Source organism: Geothrix oryzisoli (genome assembly GCF_022808865.1).
Taxonomy (GTDB): domain Bacteria; phylum Acidobacteriota; class Holophagae; order Holophagales; family Holophagaceae; genus Geothrix; species Geothrix oryzisoli.
Map to the genome: position 1 here is coordinate 637,452 of NZ_JAKZLB010000002.1, position 22,732 is coordinate 660,183.

17 protein-coding genes and 1 pseudogene are annotated in these 22,732 nt (G+C 68.4%); 9 read left to right on the forward strand and 9 right to left on the reverse strand.

Annotated features, from left to right (window positions below; translation table 11 throughout):
* Positions 1 to 4 precede the first annotated feature (4 nt).
* Entirely contained in the window at positions 5 to 2,728 is a 2,724-nt protein-coding gene (locus MLE43_RS07615) for a dockerin type I domain-containing protein (RefSeq protein WP_243302994.1), read from the reverse strand.
* A gap of 193 nt (positions 2,729 to 2,921) precedes the next feature.
* Between MLE43_RS07615 and MLE43_RS07620 the strand changes: the two genes are divergently transcribed.
* Positions 2,922 to 4,667 carry a DNA repair helicase XPB gene (locus MLE43_RS07620; protein ID WP_243302995.1) on the forward strand — a complete coding sequence of 582 codons (1,746 nt, stop codon included), beginning with the start codon at positions 2,922 to 2,924 and terminating at the stop codon, positions 4,665 to 4,667.
* Between the two features lie 108 nt (positions 4,668 to 4,775).
* Here the strand turns inward: MLE43_RS07620 and MLE43_RS07625 are convergent, their stop codons facing one another.
* The 6 genes from MLE43_RS07625 to rimO form a co-directional block, all read right to left on the reverse strand.
* Entirely contained in the window at positions 4,776 to 5,318 is a 543-nt protein-coding gene (locus MLE43_RS07625) for a phosphatidylglycerophosphatase A family protein (RefSeq protein WP_243302996.1), read from the reverse strand.
* Entirely contained in the window at positions 5,311 to 6,555 is a 1,245-nt protein-coding gene (locus tag MLE43_RS07630; RefSeq protein WP_243302997.1) for an ABC transporter permease, read from the reverse strand. The genes MLE43_RS07625 and MLE43_RS07630 overlap by 8 nt, the downstream gene beginning before the upstream one ends.
* On the reverse strand, positions 6,552 to 7,226 hold the full coding sequence (locus MLE43_RS07635; protein ID WP_243302998.1) for an ABC transporter ATP-binding protein: 675 nt from the start codon (positions 7,224 to 7,226) through the stop codon (positions 6,552 to 6,554). The genes MLE43_RS07630 and MLE43_RS07635 overlap by 4 nt, the downstream gene beginning before the upstream one ends.
* A gap of 25 nt (positions 7,227 to 7,251) precedes the next feature.
* A complete protein-coding gene (locus MLE43_RS07640) occupies positions 7,252 to 9,441 on the reverse strand; it encodes a DUF5916 domain-containing protein (protein WP_243302999.1) in 2,190 nt (729 codons plus the stop codon).
* An 84-nt stretch (positions 9,442 to 9,525) separates the two neighbouring features.
* Positions 9,526 to 9,885 carry a hypothetical protein gene (locus MLE43_RS07645; protein ID WP_243303000.1) on the reverse strand — a complete coding sequence of 120 codons (360 nt, stop codon included), beginning with the start codon at positions 9,883 to 9,885 and terminating at the stop codon, positions 9,526 to 9,528.
* Positions 9,886 to 10,155: 270 nt separating this feature from the next.
* Entirely contained in the window at positions 10,156 to 11,535 is a 1,380-nt protein-coding gene (gene rimO / locus MLE43_RS07650) for a 30S ribosomal protein S12 methylthiotransferase RimO (protein ID WP_243303001.1), read from the reverse strand.
* 100 nt (positions 11,536 to 11,635) lie between these two features.
* Between rimO and MLE43_RS07655 the strand changes: the two genes are divergently transcribed.
* Entirely contained in the window at positions 11,636 to 13,255 is a 1,620-nt protein-coding gene (locus MLE43_RS07655; protein WP_243303002.1) for an adenylate/guanylate cyclase domain-containing protein, read from the forward strand.
* A gap of 165 nt (positions 13,256 to 13,420) precedes the next feature.
* Positions 13,421 to 13,861: a hypothetical protein gene (locus tag MLE43_RS07660; protein WP_243303003.1), complete on the forward strand. Its 441-nt coding sequence runs from the start codon at positions 13,421 to 13,423 to the stop codon at positions 13,859 to 13,861.
* Positions 13,862 to 14,043: 182 nt separating this feature from the next.
* Here MLE43_RS07660 and dcd read toward each other — a convergent pair whose 3' ends face one another.
* Together dcd and MLE43_RS07670 are read right to left on the reverse strand one after the other, a co-directional pair.
* The gene (gene dcd / locus MLE43_RS07665; RefSeq protein ID WP_243303005.1) at positions 14,044 to 14,571 is read right to left on the reverse strand and encodes a dCTP deaminase; all 528 of its coding nucleotides are present in this window, start codon (positions 14,569 to 14,571) and stop codon (positions 14,044 to 14,046) included.
* 59 nt (positions 14,572 to 14,630) lie between these two features.
* The gene (locus tag MLE43_RS07670) at positions 14,631 to 15,638 is read right to left on the reverse strand and encodes an FHA domain-containing protein (RefSeq protein WP_243303006.1); all 1,008 of its coding nucleotides are present in this window, start codon (positions 15,636 to 15,638) and stop codon (positions 14,631 to 14,633) included.
* 140 nt (positions 15,639 to 15,778) lie between these two features.
* Here MLE43_RS07670 and MLE43_RS15090 point away from each other — a divergent pair.
* The 6 genes and pseudogenes from MLE43_RS15090 to nuoH all read left to right on the forward strand — a co-directional run.
* Positions 15,779 to 16,351, forward strand: a pseudogene (locus MLE43_RS15090) (GTP-binding protein); the annotation flags it as partial.
* Positions 16,352 to 16,755: 404 nt separating this feature from the next.
* On the forward strand, positions 16,756 to 18,228 hold the full coding sequence (gltX, locus tag MLE43_RS07680) for a glutamate--tRNA ligase (protein ID WP_243303007.1): 1,473 nt from the start codon (positions 16,756 to 16,758) through the stop codon (positions 18,226 to 18,228).
* The gene (locus MLE43_RS07685) at positions 18,228 to 18,572 is read left to right on the forward strand and encodes a hypothetical protein (RefSeq protein WP_243303009.1); all 345 of its coding nucleotides are present in this window, start codon (positions 18,228 to 18,230) and stop codon (positions 18,570 to 18,572) included. The genes gltX and MLE43_RS07685 overlap by 1 nt, the downstream gene beginning before the upstream one ends.
* Positions 18,573 to 18,756: 184 nt before the next feature.
* Positions 18,757 to 19,572 (forward strand): pyrroline-5-carboxylate reductase, encoded by an 816-nt coding sequence (gene proC, locus MLE43_RS07690; protein WP_243303010.1) that lies wholly within the window; start codon positions 18,757 to 18,759, stop codon positions 19,570 to 19,572.
* A gap of 134 nt (positions 19,573 to 19,706) precedes the next feature.
* Positions 19,707 to 21,428, forward strand: coding sequence for a glutamine--tRNA ligase/YqeY domain fusion protein (locus MLE43_RS07695; RefSeq protein ID WP_243303011.1), 1,722 nt, complete (start codon positions 19,707 to 19,709; stop codon positions 21,426 to 21,428).
* 223 nt (positions 21,429 to 21,651) lie between these two features.
* The gene (gene nuoH / locus MLE43_RS07700; RefSeq protein ID WP_243303012.1) at positions 21,652 to 22,725 is read left to right on the forward strand and encodes an NADH-quinone oxidoreductase subunit NuoH; all 1,074 of its coding nucleotides are present in this window, start codon (positions 21,652 to 21,654) and stop codon (positions 22,723 to 22,725) included.
* The last annotated feature ends 7 nt before the right edge of the window (positions 22,726 to 22,732 follow it).

Consider the following 22,732-nt stretch of genomic DNA (forward strand, 5'->3'; position numbering starts at 1 on the left):
CTCCTCACAGGCCGGCGAGCAGGAGGGTGAGGTCCGCGTCGTTCACGGTCCCATCGCCGTTCAGATCGCAGGTGGCGTTGGTGGTCCCGTAGTACTTCGCGAAGAAGAGCAGGTCGCGCACGTCCTTGACGCCATCGGCGTTCAGGTCCAGCAGGCCGGCGGTCCTGAGTTCCCACACGCCCCGGCCGAAGGTGGCGGCGCGGAGGAAGCTGCCGTCCGGGGCGAGGTAGAGGTCCCGCACCGCCACCAGGGGCAGGTTGCTGCCGAAGCGGCTCCAGGTCGACCCGCCGTTGCTGCTCACATACACGCCGAAGTCCGTCCCGGCGTACACCTTCTGGGCGGTCACGGGATCGGCCTTCACCACGTGGACGGGAATGCCGAACGGCAGACCGTTGCTGGTGGTGGAGCTGCCGTCGATGGCAACCCAGCTGGCGCCGCCATTGATGCTCTTCCACAGGTGGTTGGCCGTAGCGCTGGGTGCCACCGACCCCACGTAGATGGTGGAGGGCGCGGCGGGATCGAACTCGATGCAGCTCAGGTAGCTGGCGACTCCGGGCAGGGCGCCGGCTTGGGACCAGTTGGAGCCGCCGTTGGAAGTCAGGAAGACCCGGGACTGGTTGCCGGCGATGCCGAGGATGCTCGCACTGAGGGAGGAGGCCGCCAGGTTCCGGATGAACAGCGGGGTGGGCGTGATGGTGGCGGTGGAGGAGGTGTCGAGGGGAGTGGGAAGGCCGCTGGTGCCGAGGGCGCTCCAGCTGGCCCCGAAATTGACGCTCTGGTAGATCTTCCCGTTGGTGGAGGTGTAGACCACCGCCGGGTGGGCCGCATCGCCGGGGACCACCTTGGGGGCGAAGGGCGCGAGATCCTTGTTGTTGGCCTCCGTGATCCCCGTGATGGATTCGCTGAAGCTGGCCCCGCCATTGGTGCTGCGGTAGATGTCCGTGTAGTAGATGCTGCCCAGGACCTGATCCCCGTTGGAGGGATGGAACAGGGTGGCGAAGCCGTCGCCGCCGATCATGTCCTCGAAGGTGCCTTCGGTGCCGGTGAGTGCCGTTCCCGGGGTGTTGGGCTGGCGGAGCCGCGTGCCGTCGTCCTGGAGGCCCAGGGAGATGCGCCACCTGGAATCCGAGGGGCTGGCCGCCGCGGTGGAACCGACGTTGTAGGCCAGGTGGGAGGCCAGGCCCTTGTTGCGGCGGTTGTCGAGGAAGGTGAGGTCGAAGGAGGCGGTGGGGATCGTCGCGATAAAGGGTTGCAGCATCACGGCCAAGCCGCCGTCATTGGCGACATAGAGGGTGGTTCCAGTCGGCGACCAGGCTGCGGCGTGGAAGTCCGCATGGGCGTAGACATGGCCGCTGCCGTACCAGTGGGTGAGCTGGACCCAGTTCAGGCCGCCATCAATCGAGCGGTAGAGGGCGAGGTTGGCCCCGACAAAGAGGCGGGACGGGTTGTTGGGATCCACTGCGAGGCCGTGGTTGTACCAACCCTGCCCGCCGTCGGTGCCCATCTGCGGCCCGGTCCCCTGGAAGAGGCCGCCGCTCGCCGTGGGGGCCGCCTGCCAGGTCCAGGTCACGCCCTTGTCGGTGCTCTTGAGGACGCCTCGGGCGACCGTGGTGCTGCTGGGACTGGTGGTGGTGTCCTCGAGGATGGCGTAGGCCGTGGCGCCGTCACCCGCGGCCTGGATGGTGATGCGGCCGGGGGTGAAGCCGAGGGTGGCGGTGCTGGGCAGGGTGGCCAGCGTCCAGGAGGTGCCGGCATTGGTGGAGTAGTAGATAGTTCCGGTGCCGTTGGTCGCACCGCTTGGAGTGACCTCCACGGAACAGAGGAGGTCCGTAGAGGTCACCTTCTGGAGGGACCAGACCTGCCCCGTGGCGGGGCCTCCGGCGGCTGTGGCGAAGGTGGTACCGCCGTCCGTGGAGATCCGGAGGCCGCTGTTGGTGCCCCAGAGGACGCGGCTGGCGTCCAGGGGGAGGATGGCGTACGAGCGGGTGGCGCTGCCAAGGCTCGCCGTGGGGGCGGCGGTCCAGGTGGTGCCGCCATCCGTGGTCTTGAAGAAGCCGCGGCCCTCGGCGTCGAAGGCGTCGCCCGCCCCGAGGTAGAGGGTGTTGGGATCGGCGGGGCTCATGGCCAGGGCGCCCACCGAGACATTGCCGCCGCTGCTGCTGGTGGGCAGGGCGTCGGTCACGGAGTACCAGGTCCAATCACCCGAGGCGGCCGGATTGGCGTTGTCGCAGCGGAACACGCCGCCGCCGCTGGTGGCCAGGTAGAGGGTGGCCGCCGTGGGGTGGGGCACGATGGCCACCGGACGGCCGCTGTCGATGTCAGGCGTCGTGCTGGTGAGCTGGGAAAAGGGGCCCAGGTTGGTCCAGGTCCCCCCCACGCCTGCGGGGCCGGTCGACTGGGTCGCGGGCAGCGGGGAGTCGGTCAGCGACTGGGCGGAAGGGAGGGCGGATCCGGAGCCCTGGAGGCGGCGGGGCGTCCAGGTGCCGGCCTCCTGCGCGGCGAGCCGGTTCTTGTAGTCCAGATAGTCGGGCCCCACGAGACCGCCGAACCAGAAGAGGTTCCAGTCCCGTCGCAGGTCCGCCCGGTCGTGGCCACCGAGGGCATGGGGGCTCAGGCGGTAGGGCAGCTCGCGGCGGCGTTCGGCGGGGTTCCCCTCCTGCGCGGCGAGGCTGGAGAGCGCCGAGGCCAGGATGAGAAGGGAGAGGAATGGGATCGCCCGGCCGTTCATGGCGCCTCCAGGTAGGGCCGCCCGGGGGCCTCGGGGGGGAGTGTGTGTCGGGGCCGGGGGGAATTCAAACTATACGACAGCCAAAGCCCCGTGCCAGTTGGCTTTTACGGACCAGGCCGGACCTCCGGCCAGAGCCTGTCGTTGACCCTTTCCCCCGGGGCCCCTAGGCTGAAGGTTTGGGTCTGCTGCCACCGTGATCGCCCTCCGTCCCGACAATCCGCTGATCGTCCAGAGCGACCGCACGCTGCTGCTCGAGGTGGCGCACCCGGCGTTCGAGCAGGTGCGCGACGAATTGGCCCGCTTCGCGGAGCTGGTGAAGAGTCCCGAGCACATCCACACCTACCGCATCACCCCCCTGAGCCTGTGGAATGCCTCGGCTTCCGGTGTGGCCTGCGTGGACATGATCGAGACCCTGAACACCTGGTCGAAGTACCCGGTGCCGCAGAACCTGCTGCAGGAGATCGAGGACCACGGCACCCGCTACGGCAAGTTGCGCCTGGTGGCCAAGGGCGACCGGCTGGCCCTGGAGATGGATGACCGCGGCCTGTTCTGGGAGCTGGAGAACCAGAAGTCGCTGCAGGGGATGCTGGCCGAGCCCTATCCGGACGAGAAGGGCATCTTCCTGAACACAGGCATGCGCGGCGAGGTGAAGCTGCAGCTCATCCGCCTGGGCCATCCCGTGCAGGACATGGCCGGCTACAAGCCCGGCGACCCGCTGCCCTTCGAGCTTGCGCCCATCACCAAGCAGAACGGCAAAGCCTTCGGCCTGCGCCACTACCAGCAGGCGGCGGTGGATGTCTTCCACGCCGGCGGCGGGCCCGATGGCGGCGCGGGCGTGCTGGTCCTGCCCTGCGGGGCGGGCAAGACCGTCATCGGCATCGGCTGCATGGGCACGCTGCAGACCCACACCCTGGTGCTCACCACGAATGGCACCGCCGTGAAGCAGTGGAAGCAGGAGCTGCTCGACAAGACCACGCTCACCGAGGACCAGGTGGGCCTCTACACGGGCGACACCAAGGAGATCAAGCCCGTCACCATCGCCACCTACCAGATCCTCACCTACCGCAAGAGCAAGACGGGGCCCTTCGAGCACTTCAAGCTCTTCGAGGCCGCCAACTGGGGCCTGGTGATCTACGACGAGGTGCACATGCTGCCCGCCCCGGTGTTTCGGGCGGTGGCGGAGCTGCAGGCCAAGCGGCGACTGGGCCTCACGGCCACCCTGGTACGGGAGGACGGCAAGGAGGAGGATGTCTTCAGCCTCATCGGCCCCAAGCGGGTGGATGTGCCCTGGAAGATGCTGGAGAAGGATGGCTTCATCGCCACGGCCCACTGCCTGGAGATCCGCGTCCCCCTGCCCACGGACGAGCGCATGGAATACGCCGTGGCGGATCAGCGCCAGCGCTTCCGCATCGCCAGCGAGAACAGCCTGAAGCTGGTGGTGATGGACGAGCTGCTGGCGGGCCATCCGAAGGACAACATCCTCATCATCGGGCAGTACCTCGAGCAGCTCCGCATCATCGGGGAGCGGCTCAATGCGCCCGTACTCACGGGGCAGACGCCCGAGAAGGAACGCGAAGTCCTCTTCCGCCGCTTCCGCGAAGGCGACCTGCGGATTCTCATCGTCAGCAAGGTGGCCAACTTCGCCATCGACCTGCCGGACGCCAGCGTAGCCATCCAGGTGAGCGGCACCTTCGGCTCGCGGCAGGAGGAGGCCCAGCGCCTGGGCCGCATCCTGCGCCCCAAGGGCGAGCGTAACGTGAGCTACTTCTACTCGCTCATCAGCCGCGACACCACCGAGCAGGAGTTCGCCCGCAACCGCCAGCTCTTCCTCACCGAGCAGGGCTACCGCTACCTCATCGAGAGCCGGCACTTCGACGAAACGGGGCGGCTGAGTGAGCCCGCCGTGTGGAAGCGGCTGTTGGAAGAAACGGCGGGCTGAAGCTGGATTGAAAAGTTCACGCGGAGGATGGCGGAGGCACGCGGAGAGAGGCGTTCATGCTCCGCATTCTCTGCTTCCTCTGCGATCTCTGCGAGAGTGGTTCTGTTGCTACCGCCACAGCCCCGGATGCAGCAGCGACTGCGCGCCCAGCCAGCGGTCCAGGGGCCAGACGAGGAGGGCGGCGAGGAGGCCGGCGAGGACATCGTCCAGCACCACGCCCCAGCCCCCAGGCAGGTGCTGGGAGCGGTCCACCACGCCCGGCTTCCAGATGTCGAAGAGGCGGAAGAGCAGGAACGGCGCCACCAGGCGCGCGGCCCAGAGGCTCCACGGCTGCGGCTGGAGCGTCATGGTGAAGAGCAGGGGCGTCAGGGCGATCCAGACGCCGGCCCACTCATCGGCCACGACGAACGAGGGATCCTTCTGGCCGGTCTCCCGCACCACGCCATCCGCCGCCCAGACAGCCATCAGGGTGAGGGCCAGGGGAGCCGCGAGGAGGGTCCAGGATGGGAGGGCCCAGCCCCGGACGATCCACACCAGCCCGAGCCAAGCCGCCACTCCAGCCAGGCTCCCCCAGGTGCCCGGCGCCGGCTTCAGGTAGCCGCTGCCGAATCCGGTGGCGAGCCACCAGGCGGGACGGGGGGCCCTATACATGCCGCAGGGCCTCCACGATGCGCAGCCGCGCGGCCTTCAGGCCCGGGAAGAGGGCGCTCAGCTGGAGCGTCGCCTGCAGGCCGAGGGCCACGATCGCATACACCATCGGGACGAAGTGGATGTCCAGCTCATAGCCGTGGCTGGTGCCGGGCGGGGCGGGCATCTGGATGTGCAGGGCATTGAGACCGGCGCGGAGCACCAGCGTCGCCGCCAGGCCCAGGAGGCTCCCGAAGAGGCCCAGGAATGCGCCCTCCCACTGGAGCAGGGCCACCAGCTGGCCCGGCTGGAGGCCCATGGCGCGCAGGACGCCGAACTCGCGGACGCGCTCCATGACGGACATGAGCAGCGTGTTGGCCGTGGCCAGCAGCACCACCAGGAACAGCACGAGGCCCATGAACCCGAAGATCGCGTAGTAGAGCAGCTTCACCTGGCGGTAGAAGGAGGCCAGCTCGAACCAGGGCTTCACCGAGGTTTCCGGGAGGAGGGCCTGGATCCGCGCGAGCTCGGCGGCGGTGTCCTGGGGGCGCTTCAGCACGACGGACAGCCGCGATCGGGCGGAGCCGGCGTCCACCAGCTGGCCGGCGGTGGCGAGGCTCACGGTAAGGAGGCGGTCGTTCAGCTCCCGCAGGCCCAGATCCTGGAGGCCGACCACTTCCACATCCACAGCGTTCAGGGCGCCGTCGCGGGTAGTGGACATGAGCGTGAGCAGGCTGCCCACGGAAGCCCCCAGGCTGCGGGCCAGACCCGCGCCGAGGATCACCTCGCGGGCCGAGGGGTCGGCGGAGAGCCAGCGGGAACCCGCGCCGCCCGGGGCCTTGGCGCCATTCTTCAGCGCATCGAGGCAGGCCATGTGCTTCGGCTCGAGCACGGGGTCCACGGCGGTGCCCAGGAAGGCCACGCTCTTCGCGCCACTGGACAGCAGCCCCATGAACTGGGTGCGGGGCAGCACCTCCGCCACGGCAGGATCCCGGCGGAGCCGCGCCGCCAGAGCCTCGCCATCAGGCAGGGCCTTCTCCAGGCTCTGGGCCTCGTCGCCCTCCAGGGCCCCCGGCGGCATCACCTGCAGGTGGCCCAGGCCACCGCGGATGGCCGAATCGGACAGGCCCTGGAAGGTCTGGGCCATGAAGCCCCCGGCCAGGGCCAGGGCCAGGAAACCCGCCACCACGACCATCAGGGTGAGCGCCGTGCGGCGCCGCTGGCGCAGCAGGTTGCGGAGGGCCAGGCGCGGGAGGATCACAGGTGCTCTTCCTCGATGAGCTTTCCGTCGGCGAGGCGGAAGACATGGTTGGCCCGGGCGATGACGGCGGGATCGTGGCTGGCCACGAGGAAGGTGGCGCCGCGCTCGGCGGCCAACTCGGCCATGAGGTCCATGAGCGGACCGCCGTGGGCGTGGTCCAGGCTGGCGGTGGGCTCATCGGCCAGCACCAGCAGCGGATCCGGGGCCAGGGCGCGGGCGATGGCCGCGCGCTGCTGCTGGCCGCCGCTCAGCTGGCCAGGGCGGTGGTGCAGGCGGTCCGCGAGGCCCACGCGGTCCAGGGCCCGCTCGGCGCGGCGGCGGGCCTCGGCTTCGGCGACGCCCTGAAGGTGCAGGGGCAGCATCACGTTCTCCAGGGCCGACAGCACCGGCACCAGGTTGAAGGCCTGGAACACGAACCCCAGGTGCCGCAGGCGCAGGTCACAGCGCTCCCGCTCGGACAGGCTGGACACTTCTTGTCCATTCAGCAGGACGGCGCCCTCGTCAGGCTGGTCCAGCAGACCCGCCAGCTGGAGCAGGGTGGTCTTGCCGCTGCCGCTGGGCCCGGCCAGGACGGCCAGGCAGCCCTTCGGCACCGTCAGCGACACGCCGAACACGCCGGCGCGCTCGCCGCCCAGTTCATAGGCGCGGGTCAGGTTGCGGAACTGCAGCATCCCACCAGTGTAGCCTTCCCCCGCTTCAGAACTGCATGGCCCAGGCCAGCTTGGCGAAGAGCCCCCGCTCCACCATCCGCTCGCTGGGCAGGATGGCGAGGGGATCCCGCCGCCGCTGGCCCGACCAGCCCACGTAGGCATTGGTGAAGGCATTGGGCTGCCAGCCCAGGAAGGCCTTGAGGAACTTGTCCACCCCGTCGATCTCGGAGCCGTCGTACCGCACCACGAAGGCCTGGGTCTTCAGGTAGAAGAACCGCGGCATCTGGTAGGTGGCCGTGGCAGCCAGCTTCCGCGCCCGCACGAGCAGCAGGTCATCGGACTCGCGGTTCAGTTCGGTCTTCTGCGCGGAGAGGTCGTAGCACACGTCCCCGACCGCCCCACGGGAGCTGAAGCTGAGGGTGTCGATGCGCGCCGGGGCGCCCGAGGCCAGGTCGATGGTGCGTCCGCGGACGACCCGCGCCAGCATCTGGGCCCAGCTGAGCTTCTTCCAGCTCAGAGCCATGTTGAGGTTCCGGGTGGCGTTGGAGGTCACCTCGTCGTCCGCCCAGGTGCGTCCCGCGATGTCCCAGTCCAGGCTCCAGGCCCAGCGGTCGGCGGTCTCCACATAGGTGCTCAGGCCCACGGCGCGGTCGAAGGGGTTGCCGTCCCACCACACGAGGCGGCGGGCGCGCAGGTAGAGGTTCGCCTGGGAGAACCTCCCCCCGTTCCAGTTGCCCTGCCAGCCGAAGGTTCCGTTCTGCTGGCGGTAGCCCCGGAGGTCCGTGAACCCCGAGACCAACACCAGGCCGGGGCTGGTGGTCTGGCTGACGGCCGAGGCGAACCAGTGGCGAGTGTTCCAGTCCAGCTCAGCGGAGGTAGAGGTGCCGCGCTGGGAGAGGAGGCTGCCGTCGGCCTGGGGGAGGTGCGAGGTGGCGGTCATGGCACTGCCGATGAAGTGGAACTCGGAGCCCAGGTACTGATCCAGGTAGAGGCCGCCGCTCTGGCCGCCGATCAGCCCCCCGGTGGCATCCGGCCCGCCCTGGAGGCGCTTGTCCGTGCCGAGGAAAGAGAGGCCGGAGCCCCGGCCGTCCAGCTGGAAACGTAACGCCGCCGCCGTGTCGCGGGTGGGCAGGCCCTCGACGCCCTGGGCGCCGTTGGCGCTCAGCATGAGGCCGCCATCCTCGTCCTTGGCATGGAGCACGGTCCAACTGGCCAGGGAGCCCTGGCCCGAGGCTTTGAGGCCGTAGAGGGGGCTCTGGATGGAGCGGCTGAAGAACTGTCGCTGGGCTGCCGGAGGGGAGAGCAGGTCCATGCCCTCCAGGAAGAAGGGGCGGCGTTCGGGATAGAACACCTTGAAGCGGCTGTTGATCTGGAGCGGGTCCACGTCCGCGTCCGCCGTGGCGAAGTCGGGGCGGTAGGTGCCTTCGAAGGTGAGGGCCGTGGTGGCGTACCGGACATCCATGCCCAGGCGGGCCTTGGATTCCACCGGGGCAGCTGGATCGGTCTCCAGCGATTGGGTGCGGCTGTAGGTGGCGAAGGGGATCACCAGGAAGGGCGAGCCGGGCTTGTCCACCGGGGCGCCGGAGATCCGGGCCATCTGGCAGATGTCGCACTGCACGTCCTTGCTCATGCGGGGCCAGGAGATGCCGTAGCGCCGCTCCCGGGGGATGATGCGCAGGATGCGGAAGGCCCAGTCGCCGGGCCGCCGGCGCAGGCTGCTGTAGGGGATGCGCATCTTCACGACGTAGCCGTCCGGCGTCAGCACGCCGGTGGAATCCCAGAGACAGTCGTAGGAGGCGTTCTCGCCCGTGCTGTCCGTCATGATCTCGTCGATCTGGCCGCCGAGGGGCGTCACGAACAGGCGGACAATGCTCTGGCCCTTGCCGGAGGGGTCCAGGTCCACGCCCACGAAGTCGAAGTCGCCGTTGTTGGTGTCGCGCATGTGGCGGGCGGCGTGGATCTTCGAAGGCTCGGGATCCTTCGCCTCCACGGCGACGTAGAGCGCGTCGGGGCCCCAGCCCACGTGGACGATGGTGGGCCAGCGGTTCTCGCCCTGGTCGTCCGGCATGATCATGCCGAACTCGGTGAGGACCAGCGCCTCCTTCCAGGTGGAGAGGTCCGCATCGCGGGCCATGGAAGGCGCTTGGGCCAGCCGGGGGATGGCCACGTGGGGCGGATGGGGGGCCTGGGAGGCCAGGATGGGCAGGCAGGCGAAGGCCAGGGCCGGATGGCGCATGAAAGATCCCCGGAGAACGGTTCTCAAAGTCCTACGAGGCCCTTCGGGGTCCGTTTAGGCCTCCTCCGCCTGGTTCCGGAACCCTCAGCGCTTGGCGGGGACCTGCTTGGCCGCGGGCTTGGCTTCCTTGCCGCGCGGATCATCCGGCTTGGGGCCGATGGCCTTGGTGTCCTTGCCCTTGGGATCATCCGGCTTGGGACCGATGGCCTTGGCATCCTTGCCCTTGGGATCGTCCGGCTTGGGGCCGATGGCCTTGGCGTTCTTGCCCTTGGGATCGTCCGGCTTGGGACCGATGGCCTTGGGATCCTTGGCTCGGGGATCGTCGGGTTTGGGGCCGATCGCCTTGGCCTTGGCCGGGGCCTGGGCGGTCAGCGGCGTGGCCTGAAGGGCGGCGAGCAGGGCGAGGCCGATGGGTAACAGGCAGGCCAGGGCGGACATGCGCATGGACGCTCCTATGAAGGTCGTGCAGAGAGGTGACTCACAGGTTAGCCGGGTTGGCGTTGAGGGTGTGAGCAGGGGCGGACCAGGGGACTGTACGCTTCGACCGGAAGGCCGCCTCATCGGCGGAGTTAATGGTCTCCAGGCCCCCCGCTTCGACTGCGCCGATGAGGTCGTAGGCGTGGGCCTCAACCCCGAGCCAGGTCGCATCTGGGGCTGCGGGGCAGCCTCAGACGCGGGGCACCCGGCCGGGCGTTGACGCCAGGAAGGCCCCGACTAGGACCGCTGGCGGTTCCGAAACGCCTGCTCGTAGGAGGCTGTGCTCGCCTCCAGGCCCCCCGCTTCGACTTCGCCGATGAGGTCGTAGGCGTGGGCCTTCACGATGCGCACCTTCTGGATGGTGTTCACCTGGGGCGCGCCATCCACCAGCAGCACGTTGCCGTCGATCTCGGGGGCCTGGCCCTGGTGGCGGCCCTTCACGAGGAGGTCCGTCTCCTCGTGGGCGCCTTCCACCAGCACGTCGATGACCTGGCCCACCTTCTCCTGGTTCTTCTCCCGGGCGATCTTCTGCTGCAGCTCGAGGAGACGCCGCTTGCGGGCCTCCTTGGTGCGCTTCGGCACGGGGTCGCCCAGGGCGTGGGCGGTGGTGCCTTCCTCGGGGCTGTAGGTGAAGACCCCCACATGCTCGAAGCGGGCCTCCTTCACGAAGGCCTTCAGTTCCTCGAAGGCGGCCTCGTCCTCGCCCGGGAAGCCCACGATGAAGTTCGAGCGGATGGCGATGCCCGGCACAATGCGGCGCACCTTCTCGATGAGCTTCAGAAACTGGGGGCGGCTGCCGCCCCGGGCCATGGCCTTGAGGATGGCGGCGTCCGCGTGCTGGAGGGGCATGTCCAGGTAGCGGGCGCAGTTGGGCGTCTCGGCCATGGCGTGGAGCAGGCCGTCGGTGAGGCGGTTGGGATAGGCGTAGTGGATGCGGAACCAGCGCAGGCCCTCCACCTGGCCCAGGGCCCGGACGAGCTTCTCCAGGGCATCGGGATCCCCGAAGTCGCGGCCGTAGTCCGTGGTGTCCTGGCCCACGAGGCTGATCTCCAGCACGCCCTGGGCCACCAGGTTCCCCGCTTCGGCCACCACGCTCTCGATGCTGCGGCTCCGCTGGGCACCGCGCAATTGGGGGATGACGCAGAAGGCGCAGGCGTGGTCGCAGCCCTCGCTGATCTTCAGGTAGGCGCTGGCCTTGGGGGTGGTCAGCATCCGGGGGCTGGCCTCGGTGTAGAGATAGTCGGGGTTGGGGTTCAGCTCGAAGGACGCGCCGGCGCCAATGACTTCGGCGATCTGCTCGATGTCGCGGGTGCCGATGCAGGCGTCGATCTCGGGCATCTCGGTCATGAGCTCGTCGCGGTAGCGCTCCACCAGGCAGCCGGCGACGATGAGCTTCTCGCAGGCGCCTTCCTGTTTCATGGAGGCGGCCTGGAGGATGGCCTCGACGCTCTCCTGCTTGGCCGCATCGATGAAGCCGCAGGTGTTCACCACCAGCACCTGGGCCTCTTCCAGCACGGGGGTGATCTGGTAGCCCTTGAGCCGCAGGTGGCCCAGCATGACTTCCGAATCCACCAGGTTCTTGGGGCAGCCCAGGGACATGAAACCGACTTTGGTCAACGGATCTCCAGCCACCTTCAGGTGGAACCTCATAGAATACCGCGTCCGGCCGATGAGGTCTGCAGCGCGTGCTAAACTCAGCACCCCCTCCGGATTGGCCATGAAGCTCACCCTCCAGGTTGACGGTGCCCTGCACCCCGTGACCCTCACGGAGGAGGGCGTGACCATCGGCCGGGGTGACCAGGCCACGATCCGCATCCAGGCCAATGCCGTGAGCCGGGTCCACGCCCGGATCTTCCTCAAGGATGGCCAGCCCCACGTGATGGACATGAAGTCCCTCAACGGGACCTCCCTGAACGGCGTGACCCTGGCGGAACCGGCGCCGCTCCATCCCGGCGATACGGTGCTCCTGGGCGAGGCCGTGGTGAAGTGGGTGGCCGAGGGCGACCCTGCGGGACCGGCCTCCGGCCTGAGCTTCAACCTCGCCCCCAGAGCGGGCACCTCGAGGATTTCGCTGGAGGACCGCGCCTTCGACGCCTCGGGCTCCATCCTCGTGCCCCACGCCAGCCTGGAGGCCATGCTGGCCCAGGCCAGCGGCCAGCATCCGGCGGGCGAGGCGGTCTCCCTGTTCCAGCGCCTCGCCACCATGGCGGGCACCCTGCTCCGGGCCGCGGGCCTGGCGGAGCTGCTGGAGTCCGTCATGAGCCTGGTGACGTCCCAGATCCCCTGCCAGCGCGGGTTCATCCTTCTGGCGGACGCCGCTGGCGAGCTGGTGCCTGAGCTGGCCTGGGAGGAGCAGCCCGGCCTGAACCCCAACCCCATCAGCCGCACCATCGCCCGCACGGCCATGAAGGATCGCGTGGCCATCCTGACCACGGACGCCCGCATGGACCCCCGCTTCAGCGCCGGCGAGAGCATCAAGATCCATGGCATCACCTCGGCCCTCTGCGCCCCGCTCATCGTGGAGAACCAGGCGCTGGGCGTCATCTACCTGGAGACGAGCCTCAGCAAGGGCAGCTTCAAGCGTGAGGACGAGCACCTGCTCAGCGCCATGGCCAACTTCGCCGCCGTGGGCATCCAGCGCGAGCGGGAGGCCAAGTTCCGCCAGCGGCTGGAGCGGTACCACAGTCCCGCCGTGGTGGATCAGATCCTCAAGTCCAGCCAGAGCAAGGAGGCGCCCGCCCTCCAGGCCCAGCGCTGCCAGATCAGCGTGCTCTTCGCGGACATCTCGGGCTTCACGCGCATGAGCGAAGGCATGGAGCCCCTGGTGCTGGCGGGCATCCTGAACCGCACCTTCGAGGCCATGACGGACCAGATCTTCAGCCGGGGCGGAACGCTCGACAAGTACATCGGCGACGCCATCATGGCCTTCTTCGGGGCGCCGAACCCCGACCCGGACCACGCGAAGCACGCCGTGGAGGCCGCGGCCGCCATGCAGGAGACGCTGCGGGCCCTCAACGCGGCCCGGCCCGAGGGTTATCCCGAACTGCGAATGCGCATCGGCATTAACAGCGGCGAGGCCTTCGCAGGCGACATCGGCTGCGAGAAGCGCATGGACTACACGGTCATGGGCAGCACCGTGAACCTGGCCTCCCGCCTGGAGAGCGGCGTGGCCAAGCCCGGCCAGATCGTCGTCGGCCCCCGCACCGCCGAGCTGGTGGGCCTGGAGCAGCTGCGTCCGCTGGAGGGGTTCCTCCTCAAGGGCATCGAGCAGGAGGTGCGCCCCTTTGAGGTGGTGTGGGCTCAGGACACCCAGCCGGCCCCCCACGGATCGATGTAGGGGCATGGGCCATCCCTACCGACCGAGGCGGACCTCCATCGAAGGTCCGCTCAAGCTGCTTGTATCCCGCCCATCCCGCCACTAAGCTTTGGCGAGACACCCGTTTCACGCTGTTGTTCCTGATCGTATCCCAAGGCTGGATTCTGCCTTTCCCGAGGAGGTTTCATGTCTCATTCCGATTCCAACGCCCTGGCGGCCATGCTGGGCGGAGGCTGCCTGATTTTCGTCCTGCTGGGCGCGGCGATCGCCCTGGCCATCGCGATCTTCTACATCCTGACGATGCAGAAGGCCCTGGACCTGGCCGGGGAGCGCCACCAGAAGATGAAACCCGGCATGGTCTGGCTGATGCTCATCCCACTCTTCAACCTCGTGTGGCACTTCTTCGTCGTGAAGAATGTCTCCGACTCCATCAAGAGCTGGGCGGCGGAGAACGGGAAAAACGTCGAGGATGCCGGCTACACCATCGGCCTGATCGCCTGCATCGCGCAGTGCTGCGGCCTCGTTCCGCTCGTCAATATGCTGGCGGGTCCTGTGGCCCTGGTCTGCTTCATCATCTGGTGGGTCAAGGTCGCCGGTTTCAACAAGCTCATGAGCACCCAGGCCTAGGCGCCCCGTCCGTTCGCCACCACCGGCCAGGCGGCGCAGAAGCGCCGCCTGGCCGGGGGGGGGGGGGATTGGGTTCCCGCCCGTCCCCCCCCGGGCCGGGGCCCCCGGGCGGTCCCCCCCCCCGGCCCGGGGGCCCCCCCCCCCCCCCCGGGCCGGTGGTGGGCTGGATTGGGATCCGGCGCTCATTCCTTCACGAAATCCTTCCACAGCATCGACGGCTGGATGCCGGAGTTGCGCTGGTATTTCCCGGATTCGTAGCTCTCGTACTCGCCGCTGACGGTGTGGTAGAAGATCTGGCAGATGCCCACGCCGGCGTAGATGCGCACGGGCTGGATGCAGCTGATCTCCAGGGTCCAGAAGCCGCAGAAGCCGATGTCGCCGAAGCCCGCGGTGACGTGGACGAAGAGGCCCAGGCGCCCCACACTGCTGCGGCCCTCCAGCATGGGCACCATGCCGTGGGTCTCGGTGTACTCCAGCGTGCGCCCCAGGTAGAGGGTTCCGGGCTTCAGCAGCAGTCCCTCGGCGGGGATCTTCAGGAACTCGATGCCGTTGGGCTTGGCCATGTCGAGCTCGCGCTCGGTGTAGACGGCCAGGTCATCGCCCAGGCGCAGGTTGTAGCTGTTGGGGTTCAGCTGGCGGTCCGACCAGGGATCGATGCGGATCTTCCCCTGGTCCCGGGCCTCGAGGATCTGCCTGCCGGTGAGGATCATCCGCGCTCCAGACGAAGGGCGCCCGCGAGAGCGGGCGTCGGCGCCAGATCACCCCCGCATCAGCGGTCGACCTTGATGACGAGGGACTTGGAGATGATGTCCTGCAGGCCCTTGCGCTCCGCCCCCAGGATCATGAGGTAGGGCAGGCCCAGCAGCACGCCGTTGACCAGATGGCCGACCATGCGGAGGACGGCCCCGGTCACATCGATGCGGCCGACGGGGTTGTCCTCGGGCACCACCCGCAGCTTCATCATCTTCTTGCCTGGGCTGGCCCCGAACTTGATCCAGCAGTAGGGGAGGAAGAACCAGGCGTACCCGATGACCGCGACGAGGTGCAGGAGGCCGATCAGCGCGGACACCAGGCAGGCGCCGGCGCCGAGAATGGCGCTCAGGACCATCTGAAGCACGAAGATGAGCACCCAGAGGACCACCAGCGGCGCGATGTCGATGAGGTAGGCGAGCAGGCGCGACCCGAAATCACCCCGCTCGCCCGTGGGCTTCGCGTCATCGGGCACGGAAGGCAGGTAGGGCAGGACGAACCCGGGCAGGGGCGATGGGTCCGTGCCGGGTGCGGGCCTGGGCGCCGGCGGCGGCGCCACCGGGGGAACGACCCTGACCGGGACGGGGCCGGTGGAGGGCTGGGCCGGGGCGGCAGCATGGGCCTCGGCGGGAGGCTTTCCGGTATGGATGGCGGCCAGCTCATCCGCGGACATCCGCACGGTGCCCAGGGGGGGCTTGGGGGCCTCCTCCCGGCTCACCGCCAGAGTGGCCCCCACTTCGGAAAGGGGATCCTGGAAGGTGAGCTGGATCTGACCCAGGGTGATGCGGTCGCCGTTCCGAAGGGGGGATGACTGCACCCGGTTGCCATTCACCAGCACGCCGTTGCTGCTCTGGAGATCCTGGATCTCATAGCCCGAGTCCACCTTGCGGAGCACGCAGTGGTGGCGGCTGATGCTGGGATCCGGCAGGCGGAGCGTGTTGTCCAGCTCGCGTCCCATGTGGACTTCGTTATCCACGATCTCGAATTCGCGGACTCCCGCGCTTTCGTGCACCAGCAGCTTGGCCATGGAAACCCTCGGGGATGGTGGGATGGCCGGAAGTGTAGCGCATCATCGGCTGACCGGGGGATAGTACGCCGATCCCGGTTCTTTCTTGACGGCATGCCGTAGACCCGCCAATCTTCCCGGAAGATCGCGAAGGTGAAGGCATGGTGCTGTTCAATGCGGCCACGAAAGAGTTGACGGCCAAGATCGTCTACTATGGCCCCGGCCTTTGCGGGAAGACGACGAATCTGCAGCACGTCTACGACACCCTCCCCGGCGAGGGGCGGGGCAAGATGCTCTCCCTGGCCACCCAGACGGACCGCACCCTCTTCTTCGACTTCCTGCCCATCGACCTGGGCACGATCCGGGGCATGAAGACCCGGGTGCAGCTCTACACCGTGCCCGGCCAGGTCTTCTACGACGCCACCCGCAAGCTGGTGCTTCGTGGGGCCGATGCGGTGGTGTTCGTGGCGGATTCCCAGGCCCCGGCCCTGGAAAGCAACAAGGAGAGCTTCCAGAACCTCATCGCCAACCTGAAAGAGCAGGGCACGGACCTGTCGAAGATCCCCCACGTCATCCAGTGGAACAAGCGGGACACGCCGAACGCCCTGCCAGTCGCCACCTTGAACAAAGAGATCAACCTCTTCGGCGTGCCCACCTTCGAGGCCTGCGCCATGCGGGGCGAGGGCGTCAAGGAGACCCTCACCGGCGTGGCCCGGCTGGTCCTGAAGAGCCTCGCCGAGAAGTACGGGGGTGGCGTCGTCGAGGAGCCGCCACCCACCGTCCTGACGGGCGGCGAGCCGCTGTCACCCCCACCGCCCCCACCCGCCATGGTGGAGTCCACCAAGCCCCTGGAGGTCGAGGAACTGTCTGCCGGTGAGCTGCTGGAGGAGATCGATGAGTTCCCCGTCGACGCCGCCTTCTCGCTGACCCACACCCCGGCCCCCACCCACATGCCCCATCGCAGCGTGGTCGAGGTCCCCATCGTGCTGGATCGCAGCCTCTTCAGCGGCGAGGGGCCGGTCGAGATCAAGCTGAAGCTGTATATTAAATAGGCTGTCAGCAGTCAGCTCTCAGCTGTCAGTCGGGCGCCGAGGGCGCCCGCTGCTTTGTCTGATAGCCGATAGCCCGGAGCCATACCATGTCCCGCCAGGTCGTCACCCGTTTCGCCCCGTCCCCCACCGGCATGCTGCACATCGGTGGCGTGCGCACGGCCCTGTTCTGCTGGCTCTTCGCGCGCAGGCATGGGGGGCGCTTCATCCTGCGCATCGAGGACACGGACCTCTCCCGCAGCACGGACGACAACATCCGCATCATCGAGGAGGGCATGGCCTGGTGCGGTCTGGACTGGGACGAAGGTCCGGTGGTGGGCGACCCCTCCCAGTGGAAGGGGCCGCACGGCCCCTACCGCCAGATGCAGCGCATGGAGCTGTACAAGGCCAAGATCCAGGAGCTGCTGGACAAGGGGCTGGCGTACCGCTGCCGCTGCTCGCGGGAAACGCTGGATGAGCGGCGCAAGGCAGTGGAAGCCGCCGGCAAGGTCTTCCAATACAACCGGGGGCTGGATGCCGGGAAGGGCTGCGCGGCCGCAAACCACGACGCCAGCCAGCCCGCCGCCATCCGCTTCCGGATGCCCGTGGACGGCGACATCGTGGTGCCGGACCTCATCAAGGGCGATACCCGCTTCCCCGCGGACAGCCTCGACGACTGGATCATCGCCCGCACCGGGGAGGGCCCCGGCGAGATCGGCGTGCCCACCTACAACTTCTGCGTGGTGGTGGACGACACCCACATGGAGATCACCCACGTCATCCGGGGCGACGACCACCTGAACAACACGCCCAAGCAGATCCCCCTGTTCGCCGCCTTCGGCTACGACCTGCCGGCCTTCGCCCACGTGCCCATGATCCTGGGGGCCGATGGCGCCAAGCTCAGCAAGCGCCACGGCGCCACGAGCATCACCGAGTACCAGGCCATGGGCCTGCTGCCTTCGGCCGTGCGGCTCGCGCTGGCCCGGCTGTCCTGGACGCCGAAGATCGATGGGAAGGCCGTGGAGAGCGCCGAGGAGGAGCTGCTCACGGACGAGCAGATGATCCAGCTCTTCGACCTGGCGGACTGCCAGAAGAGCGCCGCCCGCTTCGACATGGACAAGCTCCAGTGGCTGAACCAGAAGCTCATCCAGCGGGCCCCCTGGCAGGAGCTGGAGCCGCACCTGCGGCCCTTCATGCCCGCGGCCTGGGCCTCGAAGCCCGAGCCCTGGAAGGCCCAGGCCATCCAGTGCACCCAGAAGGGCAAGTCGCTCACCGACATGGCCGAGGCCCTGCGCTTCGCCTTCGAGCGGCCCGCCGCCTTCGACGACAAGGCGGTGGAGAAGTTCATGACGCCGGCCGTGAAGCCCGCCCTCCGGGAGGTGAGCCAGCTTGCGGACTACACCCACGAGGGGCTGGAGACCGCGTTCGCCGGCATCCTCGAGCGCCACGGCCTCAAGACCAAGGACCTGGCCCAGGCCCTGCGCGTGGCCCTCTGCGGCCGGCCCGTCAGCCCCGGCATCTTCGACACGCTCATGCTCGCGGGCCGGGATGAGGTGGTGGCCCGTCTCGAGCCCTGGCTCTGATGGACCTTCAGGAGTTCACCCACATCACCCTCGCGGTCCTGGAGGACCAGGGCGCCGAGGCCTATGCGCCCACCATCATCGCCGGGGAGACCGTGCAGGTGATCCAGGGCATTCCCGAGGGCATGGACCACCGTGCGGCGCTCCAGGAGACGGCGCACCGCCTGGGCCTCGAGCAGGCCGACTTCTATTTCGGAGTGCGCTCGGGCCCCGGCGAGGTCACCACGGGTTTCCACACGCCCGCCTGCACCCGCTGCCAGCGCATCTCCGAGATGCGGCAAGGCTTTGTCGTCTCCGACCTGGAGGACTGCCCCTGGTGGACCCTGGGCCGGGGGCGGGACCAGTAGCGGTTTTCTCCCGCCCGGGGCCTGACCCCGATATAGTGATCCGTATGATCCGCATTCCGGCCATCCACCCGCGCCCTAGCACCTTGCGTGCGGGGGGGAGTCGCACGACGGGCTGACCTGGATCCAGGTCCCGCCATCCGCCCCCGCCCCCACAGGCGGGGGTTTTTCGTTCCAGGGAGCCTCCATGAGCCGCCATCCCCAGCTCGCCATCCTCGGTTTCGGCACCATGGGCCAGGCCATCAGCGCCGGCCTGGTGGAGGCTTCGGGCTATCCGGCCGGCCGCATCCACGCGGCCACGCGCCACCCGGCCGCGGCCCAGGCCCGGGCCGCGGCCCTGGGCATCGCCCTGTCGAGCGACGCCAACGAAGCGGTGCGTCGGGCCGAAGTGGTGCTCCTCTGCGTGAAGCCGAAAGAGCTGAAGGGCCTGCTGGCGGGCCTGTCCGCCTCGGGGGCCCTGGACCACCACCCCCTGGTGGTCTCCATCGCCGCGGGCACGACCCTGGACTTCCTGGCGGCCCACACGCCCGCCGGCACGCCCCTGGTGCGGGCCATGCCCAACACGCCCTGCTCCATCCGCCGGGGCATGACGGTGCTGGCGGCGGGGCAGGGGGTCACCGAGGCCCAGCTGGCCCAGGCCCGGACGCTCTTCGAGCCCCTGGGCCGCGTCATGGACCTAGACGAGCGGCACATGGACGCGGTCACGGGCCTCAGCGCCAGCGGCCCGGCCTTCATGTTCGTGATCCTGGAGGCCCTGGCCGAGGGAGGCGTCCAGTGCGGCCTGCCCCGGGCCGTGGCCGTGGAGCTGGCGGCCCAGATGACCCTGGGGGCCGCCGCCATGGTGCTGGAGACGGGGCGGCACCCCGCCGCCCTCAAGGACGACGTCACCACGCCCGCCGGGTGCACCATCGCCGGCCTGCTGGCGCTGGAGGACGGCCGCATCCGCTCCGTCGTGGCCCGCGGGATCGAGCGGGCGACGCAGGTGGCGGCGGGGTTGGGGTGATCCGCGGGCACATCCTGGAACCGTGAATGACGCGTTTGGGCTGCGTGAACTCAGGCCATTCGCGTCATTCGCGGTTCCCAAAGCCTTTTCGACAAGGCCTTGGTATCTTTGAGGTTTGCATCCTGTGAGCCCCGATGTCCGCTGACCTGCCCCATCCCGAACCCAGGCCCGAACCCAAGAGCCTCCACTTCATCGAGGAGATCGTGGAGGCGGATCGCGCCTCGGGCAAGCATGGGGGGCGGGTGCTCACGCGGTTCCCGCCGGAACCCAACGGCTACCTGCACATCGGCCACGCCAAGAGCATCTGCCTGAACTTCGGCCTGGCGAAGGCCTACGGCGGAGCCACCAACCTCCGCTTCGACGACACGAACCCCGTGAAGGAGGACGTGGAGTATGTGGACTCCATCCGCGAAGACGTCCGCTGGCTCGGCTTCGACTGGAAGGGCGAGCACTACGCCTCGGACTACTTCCCCTTCCTCTGCGACTACGCGGAGTACCTGATCCAGCAGGGCAAGGCCTACGTCTGCGATCTGTCCGAAGCGGAGATCCGCGAGTACCGGGGCAACTTCCATGTCCCCGGGAAGAACAGCCCCTACCGGGACCGCAGCCCCGAGGAGAACCTGGACCTCTTCCGCCGCATGAAGGCGGGCGAGTTCCCGGACGGCTCGAAGGTGCTGCGCGCCAAGATCGACATGGCGAGCGGCAACATGAACCTGCGCGACCCGCTCATGTACCGCATCCGCCGGGCCCACCACCACCGCACGGGCGACACCTGGTGCCTCTATCCCATGTACGACTACGCGCACGGCGTATCGGACGCCATCGAGACCATCACCCACTCCATCTGCACCCTGGAGTTCGAGGACCACCGGCCCCTCTACGAGTGGTTCCTGGAACAGGACGTGGACGGGAAGTTCTTCCAGCGCCCCCTGCCGCGCCAGATCGAGTTCGCGCGCCTGAACCTTACCTACACGGTGATGAGCAAGCGGCGCCTCCTCCAGCTGGTGCAGGACGGCGTCGTCCGCGGCTGGGACGATCCCCGCATGCCCACCATCTGCGGTCTGCGGCGCCGGGGCTACACCCCCGAGGCCGTGCGGGCCTTCGCCGAGCGGGTGGGCGTGGCCAAGCGCGACATGGTGGCCGACGTGGGCCTGCTGGAGTTCTGCATCCGCGAGGACCTGGAGAAGCGGGCCCCCCGCCGCATGGCGGTGCTGCGCCCCCTCAAGGTGGTCATCACCAACATGGCGGAGGCCGAGGCCTTCGAGGTGGAGGTGGCCAACCATCCGGACGACCCGTCCATGGGCACGCGGAAGCTGCCCTTCACCCGGGAACTGTTCATCGACCAGGACGACTTCCGCGAAGAGGCCCCCAAGAAGTGGTTCCGCCTGGCCCCGGGCGCCGAGGTGCGCCTGCGGGGAGCCTGCCTCGTGACCTGCCGCGAGGTGGTCAAGGATGCCGCCGGGAACGCGGTGGAGCTGCGCTGTGAGTGGGATCCCGCCAGCAAGGGGGGGAATGTCCCGGATGGCCGCAAGGTGAAGGGCACCCTCCACTGGGTGAGCGCGGCCCATGCGGTGGAGGCCGAAGTGCGCCTCTACGAGTCCCTCTTCAGCCAGGAAGACCCCATGGACGTGCCCGAAGGCCAGGATTGGAAAACCCTCCTGAACCCTGGCAGCCTCGAAGTCCTGGTCCGGGCCCGTCTGGAGCCCAGCCTGGCGGCGGCCCGCTCCGGTGAGCGCTTCCAGTTCGAGCGGACCGGCTACTTTGCCGTGGACCCGGACAGCACCCCCGGGAAGCCCGTGTTCAACCGGACCGTGGGATTGAAGGATAGTTGGTCCAAAATCGAGGCCAAGGGATAAGCTGAATCGCAGGCTGCGCCCACGATTCAGCAGGAGCGCGGCCGTGCCGCGCGAGCTGCCTTGGCTTTTTACAGGAGGCCAAAGCGCCCGCTTTGGCCCCGGGCTGTGACCCAGGTCGCATCGGCGCCCCCGGAGTTCTTTCCCTCCGTGTCGGGAACGCCACGGCTCTGATAGGCTCGATGGGTTGGGCCTCCCCGCGGGTGGCCCTGCCGGGAAGCCGCCCATGGACAAGCTTGCAAGCCTGCTGCACACCTCGCCTGCCATCGCTTGGATGGTGGCGAAACTCGTCATCGTCTTCGCCGGCGTCTTCTCGCTGGCGGCGGTCTGGACCTGGGTGGAGCGCCGGGGCTCGGCCATGATCCAGGACCGCATCGGCCCCAACCGCGCCGCCCTCTTCGGCAAGATCAAGATCATCGGCCTGGCCCAGCCCCTGGCGGACGGCATCAAGTTCTTCTTCAAGGAAGACCTGGTGCCCCACGATGCCAACAAGGGGCTCTTCTGGCTGGCGCCCTTCCTGGCGCTCGTGCCGGCCCTCATGGGTTTCGCGGTGATCCCCTTCGGCCGCAGCTTCGTGAGCGGTGGCCAGGAGTACCACCTGGCGCTGCTGGATCCCGGCAACGGCATGGGCCTGCTCTATCCCCTGGCCATCGGCGGCATGGCGGTCTATGGCGTGCTGGTGGCCGCCTGGTCCAGCAACAACAAATGGTCGATCCTCGGCGGCATGCGCTCCTCCGCGGCCATGGTGAGCTACGAGATCGGCATGAGCCTCGCCGTGGTCGCGCTCTTCATGCGCGCCGGGGGCTACGATCCTTCGGAGATCATCACCGCCCAGGGAGGCACCCTGTGGAAGGTGCTGCCCAACTGGAACATCTTCCACCAGCCCCTCGGCTTCATCGTGTTCTTCACCTGCATGTTCGCCGAGACGAACCGCCTGCCCTTCGACTTCGCCGAGGGTGAGAGCGAGATCGTGGCGGGCTTCAACACCGAGTACGGCAGCATGAAGTTCAGCCTGCTGGCCCTGTCCGAGTACTGCCACCTGATGACCGCCTCGGCGCTCATGGCGACCCTCTACTTCGGCGGTTGGCAGGTGCCCTTCGTGCAGGACCCCTCGGTGATGCTCTCAGTGCTGAGTTTCCTGGTGAAGATGCTGTTCTTCGCCTGGGTCTTCGTCTGGATCCGGTGGACGCTGCCGCGGTTCCGCTATGACCAGCTCATGCACCTCGGCTGGAAGGCGATGCTGCCGATGTCCATGGTCAACCTGGTCTTCCACGCCTGGCGCATGAGCCAGGGCCACTGAGGAGTGA

Excerpts from the sequence above, each read along its gene's own strand:
- MLE43_RS07615 (WP_243302994.1), bottom strand. The coding sequence starts at position 2,728 with ATGAACGGCCGGGCGATCCCATTCCTCTCCCTTCTCATCCTGGCCTCG.
- MLE43_RS07625 (WP_243302996.1), bottom strand. The coding sequence starts at position 5,318 with ATGTATAGGGCCCCCCGTCCCGCCTGGTGGCTCGCCACCGGATTCGGC.
- MLE43_RS07635 (WP_243302998.1), bottom strand. The coding sequence starts at position 7,226 with ATGCTGCAGTTCCGCAACCTGACCCGCGCCTATGAACTGGGCGGCGAG.
- MLE43_RS07640 (WP_243302999.1), bottom strand. The coding sequence starts at position 9,441 with ATGCGCCATCCGGCCCTGGCCTTCGCCTGCCTGCCCATCCTGGCCTCC.
- MLE43_RS07645 (WP_243303000.1), bottom strand. The coding sequence starts at position 9,885 with ATGCGCATGTCCGCCCTGGCCTGCCTGTTACCCATCGGCCTCGCCCTG.
- MLE43_RS07655 (WP_243303002.1), top strand. The coding sequence starts at position 11,636 with ATGAAGCTCACCCTCCAGGTTGACGGTGCCCTGCACCCCGTGACCCTC.
- MLE43_RS07660 (WP_243303003.1), top strand. The coding sequence starts at position 13,421 with ATGTCTCATTCCGATTCCAACGCCCTGGCGGCCATGCTGGGCGGAGGC.
- dcd (WP_243303005.1), bottom strand. The coding sequence starts at position 14,571 with ATGATCCTCACCGGCAGGCAGATCCTCGAGGCCCGGGACCAGGGGAAG.
- MLE43_RS07670 (WP_243303006.1), bottom strand. The coding sequence starts at position 15,638 with ATGGCCAAGCTGCTGGTGCACGAAAGCGCGGGAGTCCGCGAATTCGAG.
- gltX (WP_243303007.1), top strand. The coding sequence starts at position 16,756 with ATGTCCCGCCAGGTCGTCACCCGTTTCGCCCCGTCCCCCACCGGCATG.
- MLE43_RS07685 (WP_243303009.1), top strand. The coding sequence starts at position 18,228 with ATGGACCTTCAGGAGTTCACCCACATCACCCTCGCGGTCCTGGAGGAC.
- proC (WP_243303010.1), top strand. The coding sequence starts at position 18,757 with ATGAGCCGCCATCCCCAGCTCGCCATCCTCGGTTTCGGCACCATGGGC.
- MLE43_RS07695 (WP_243303011.1), top strand. The coding sequence starts at position 19,707 with ATGTCCGCTGACCTGCCCCATCCCGAACCCAGGCCCGAACCCAAGAGC.
- nuoH (WP_243303012.1), top strand. The coding sequence starts at position 21,652 with ATGGACAAGCTTGCAAGCCTGCTGCACACCTCGCCTGCCATCGCTTGG.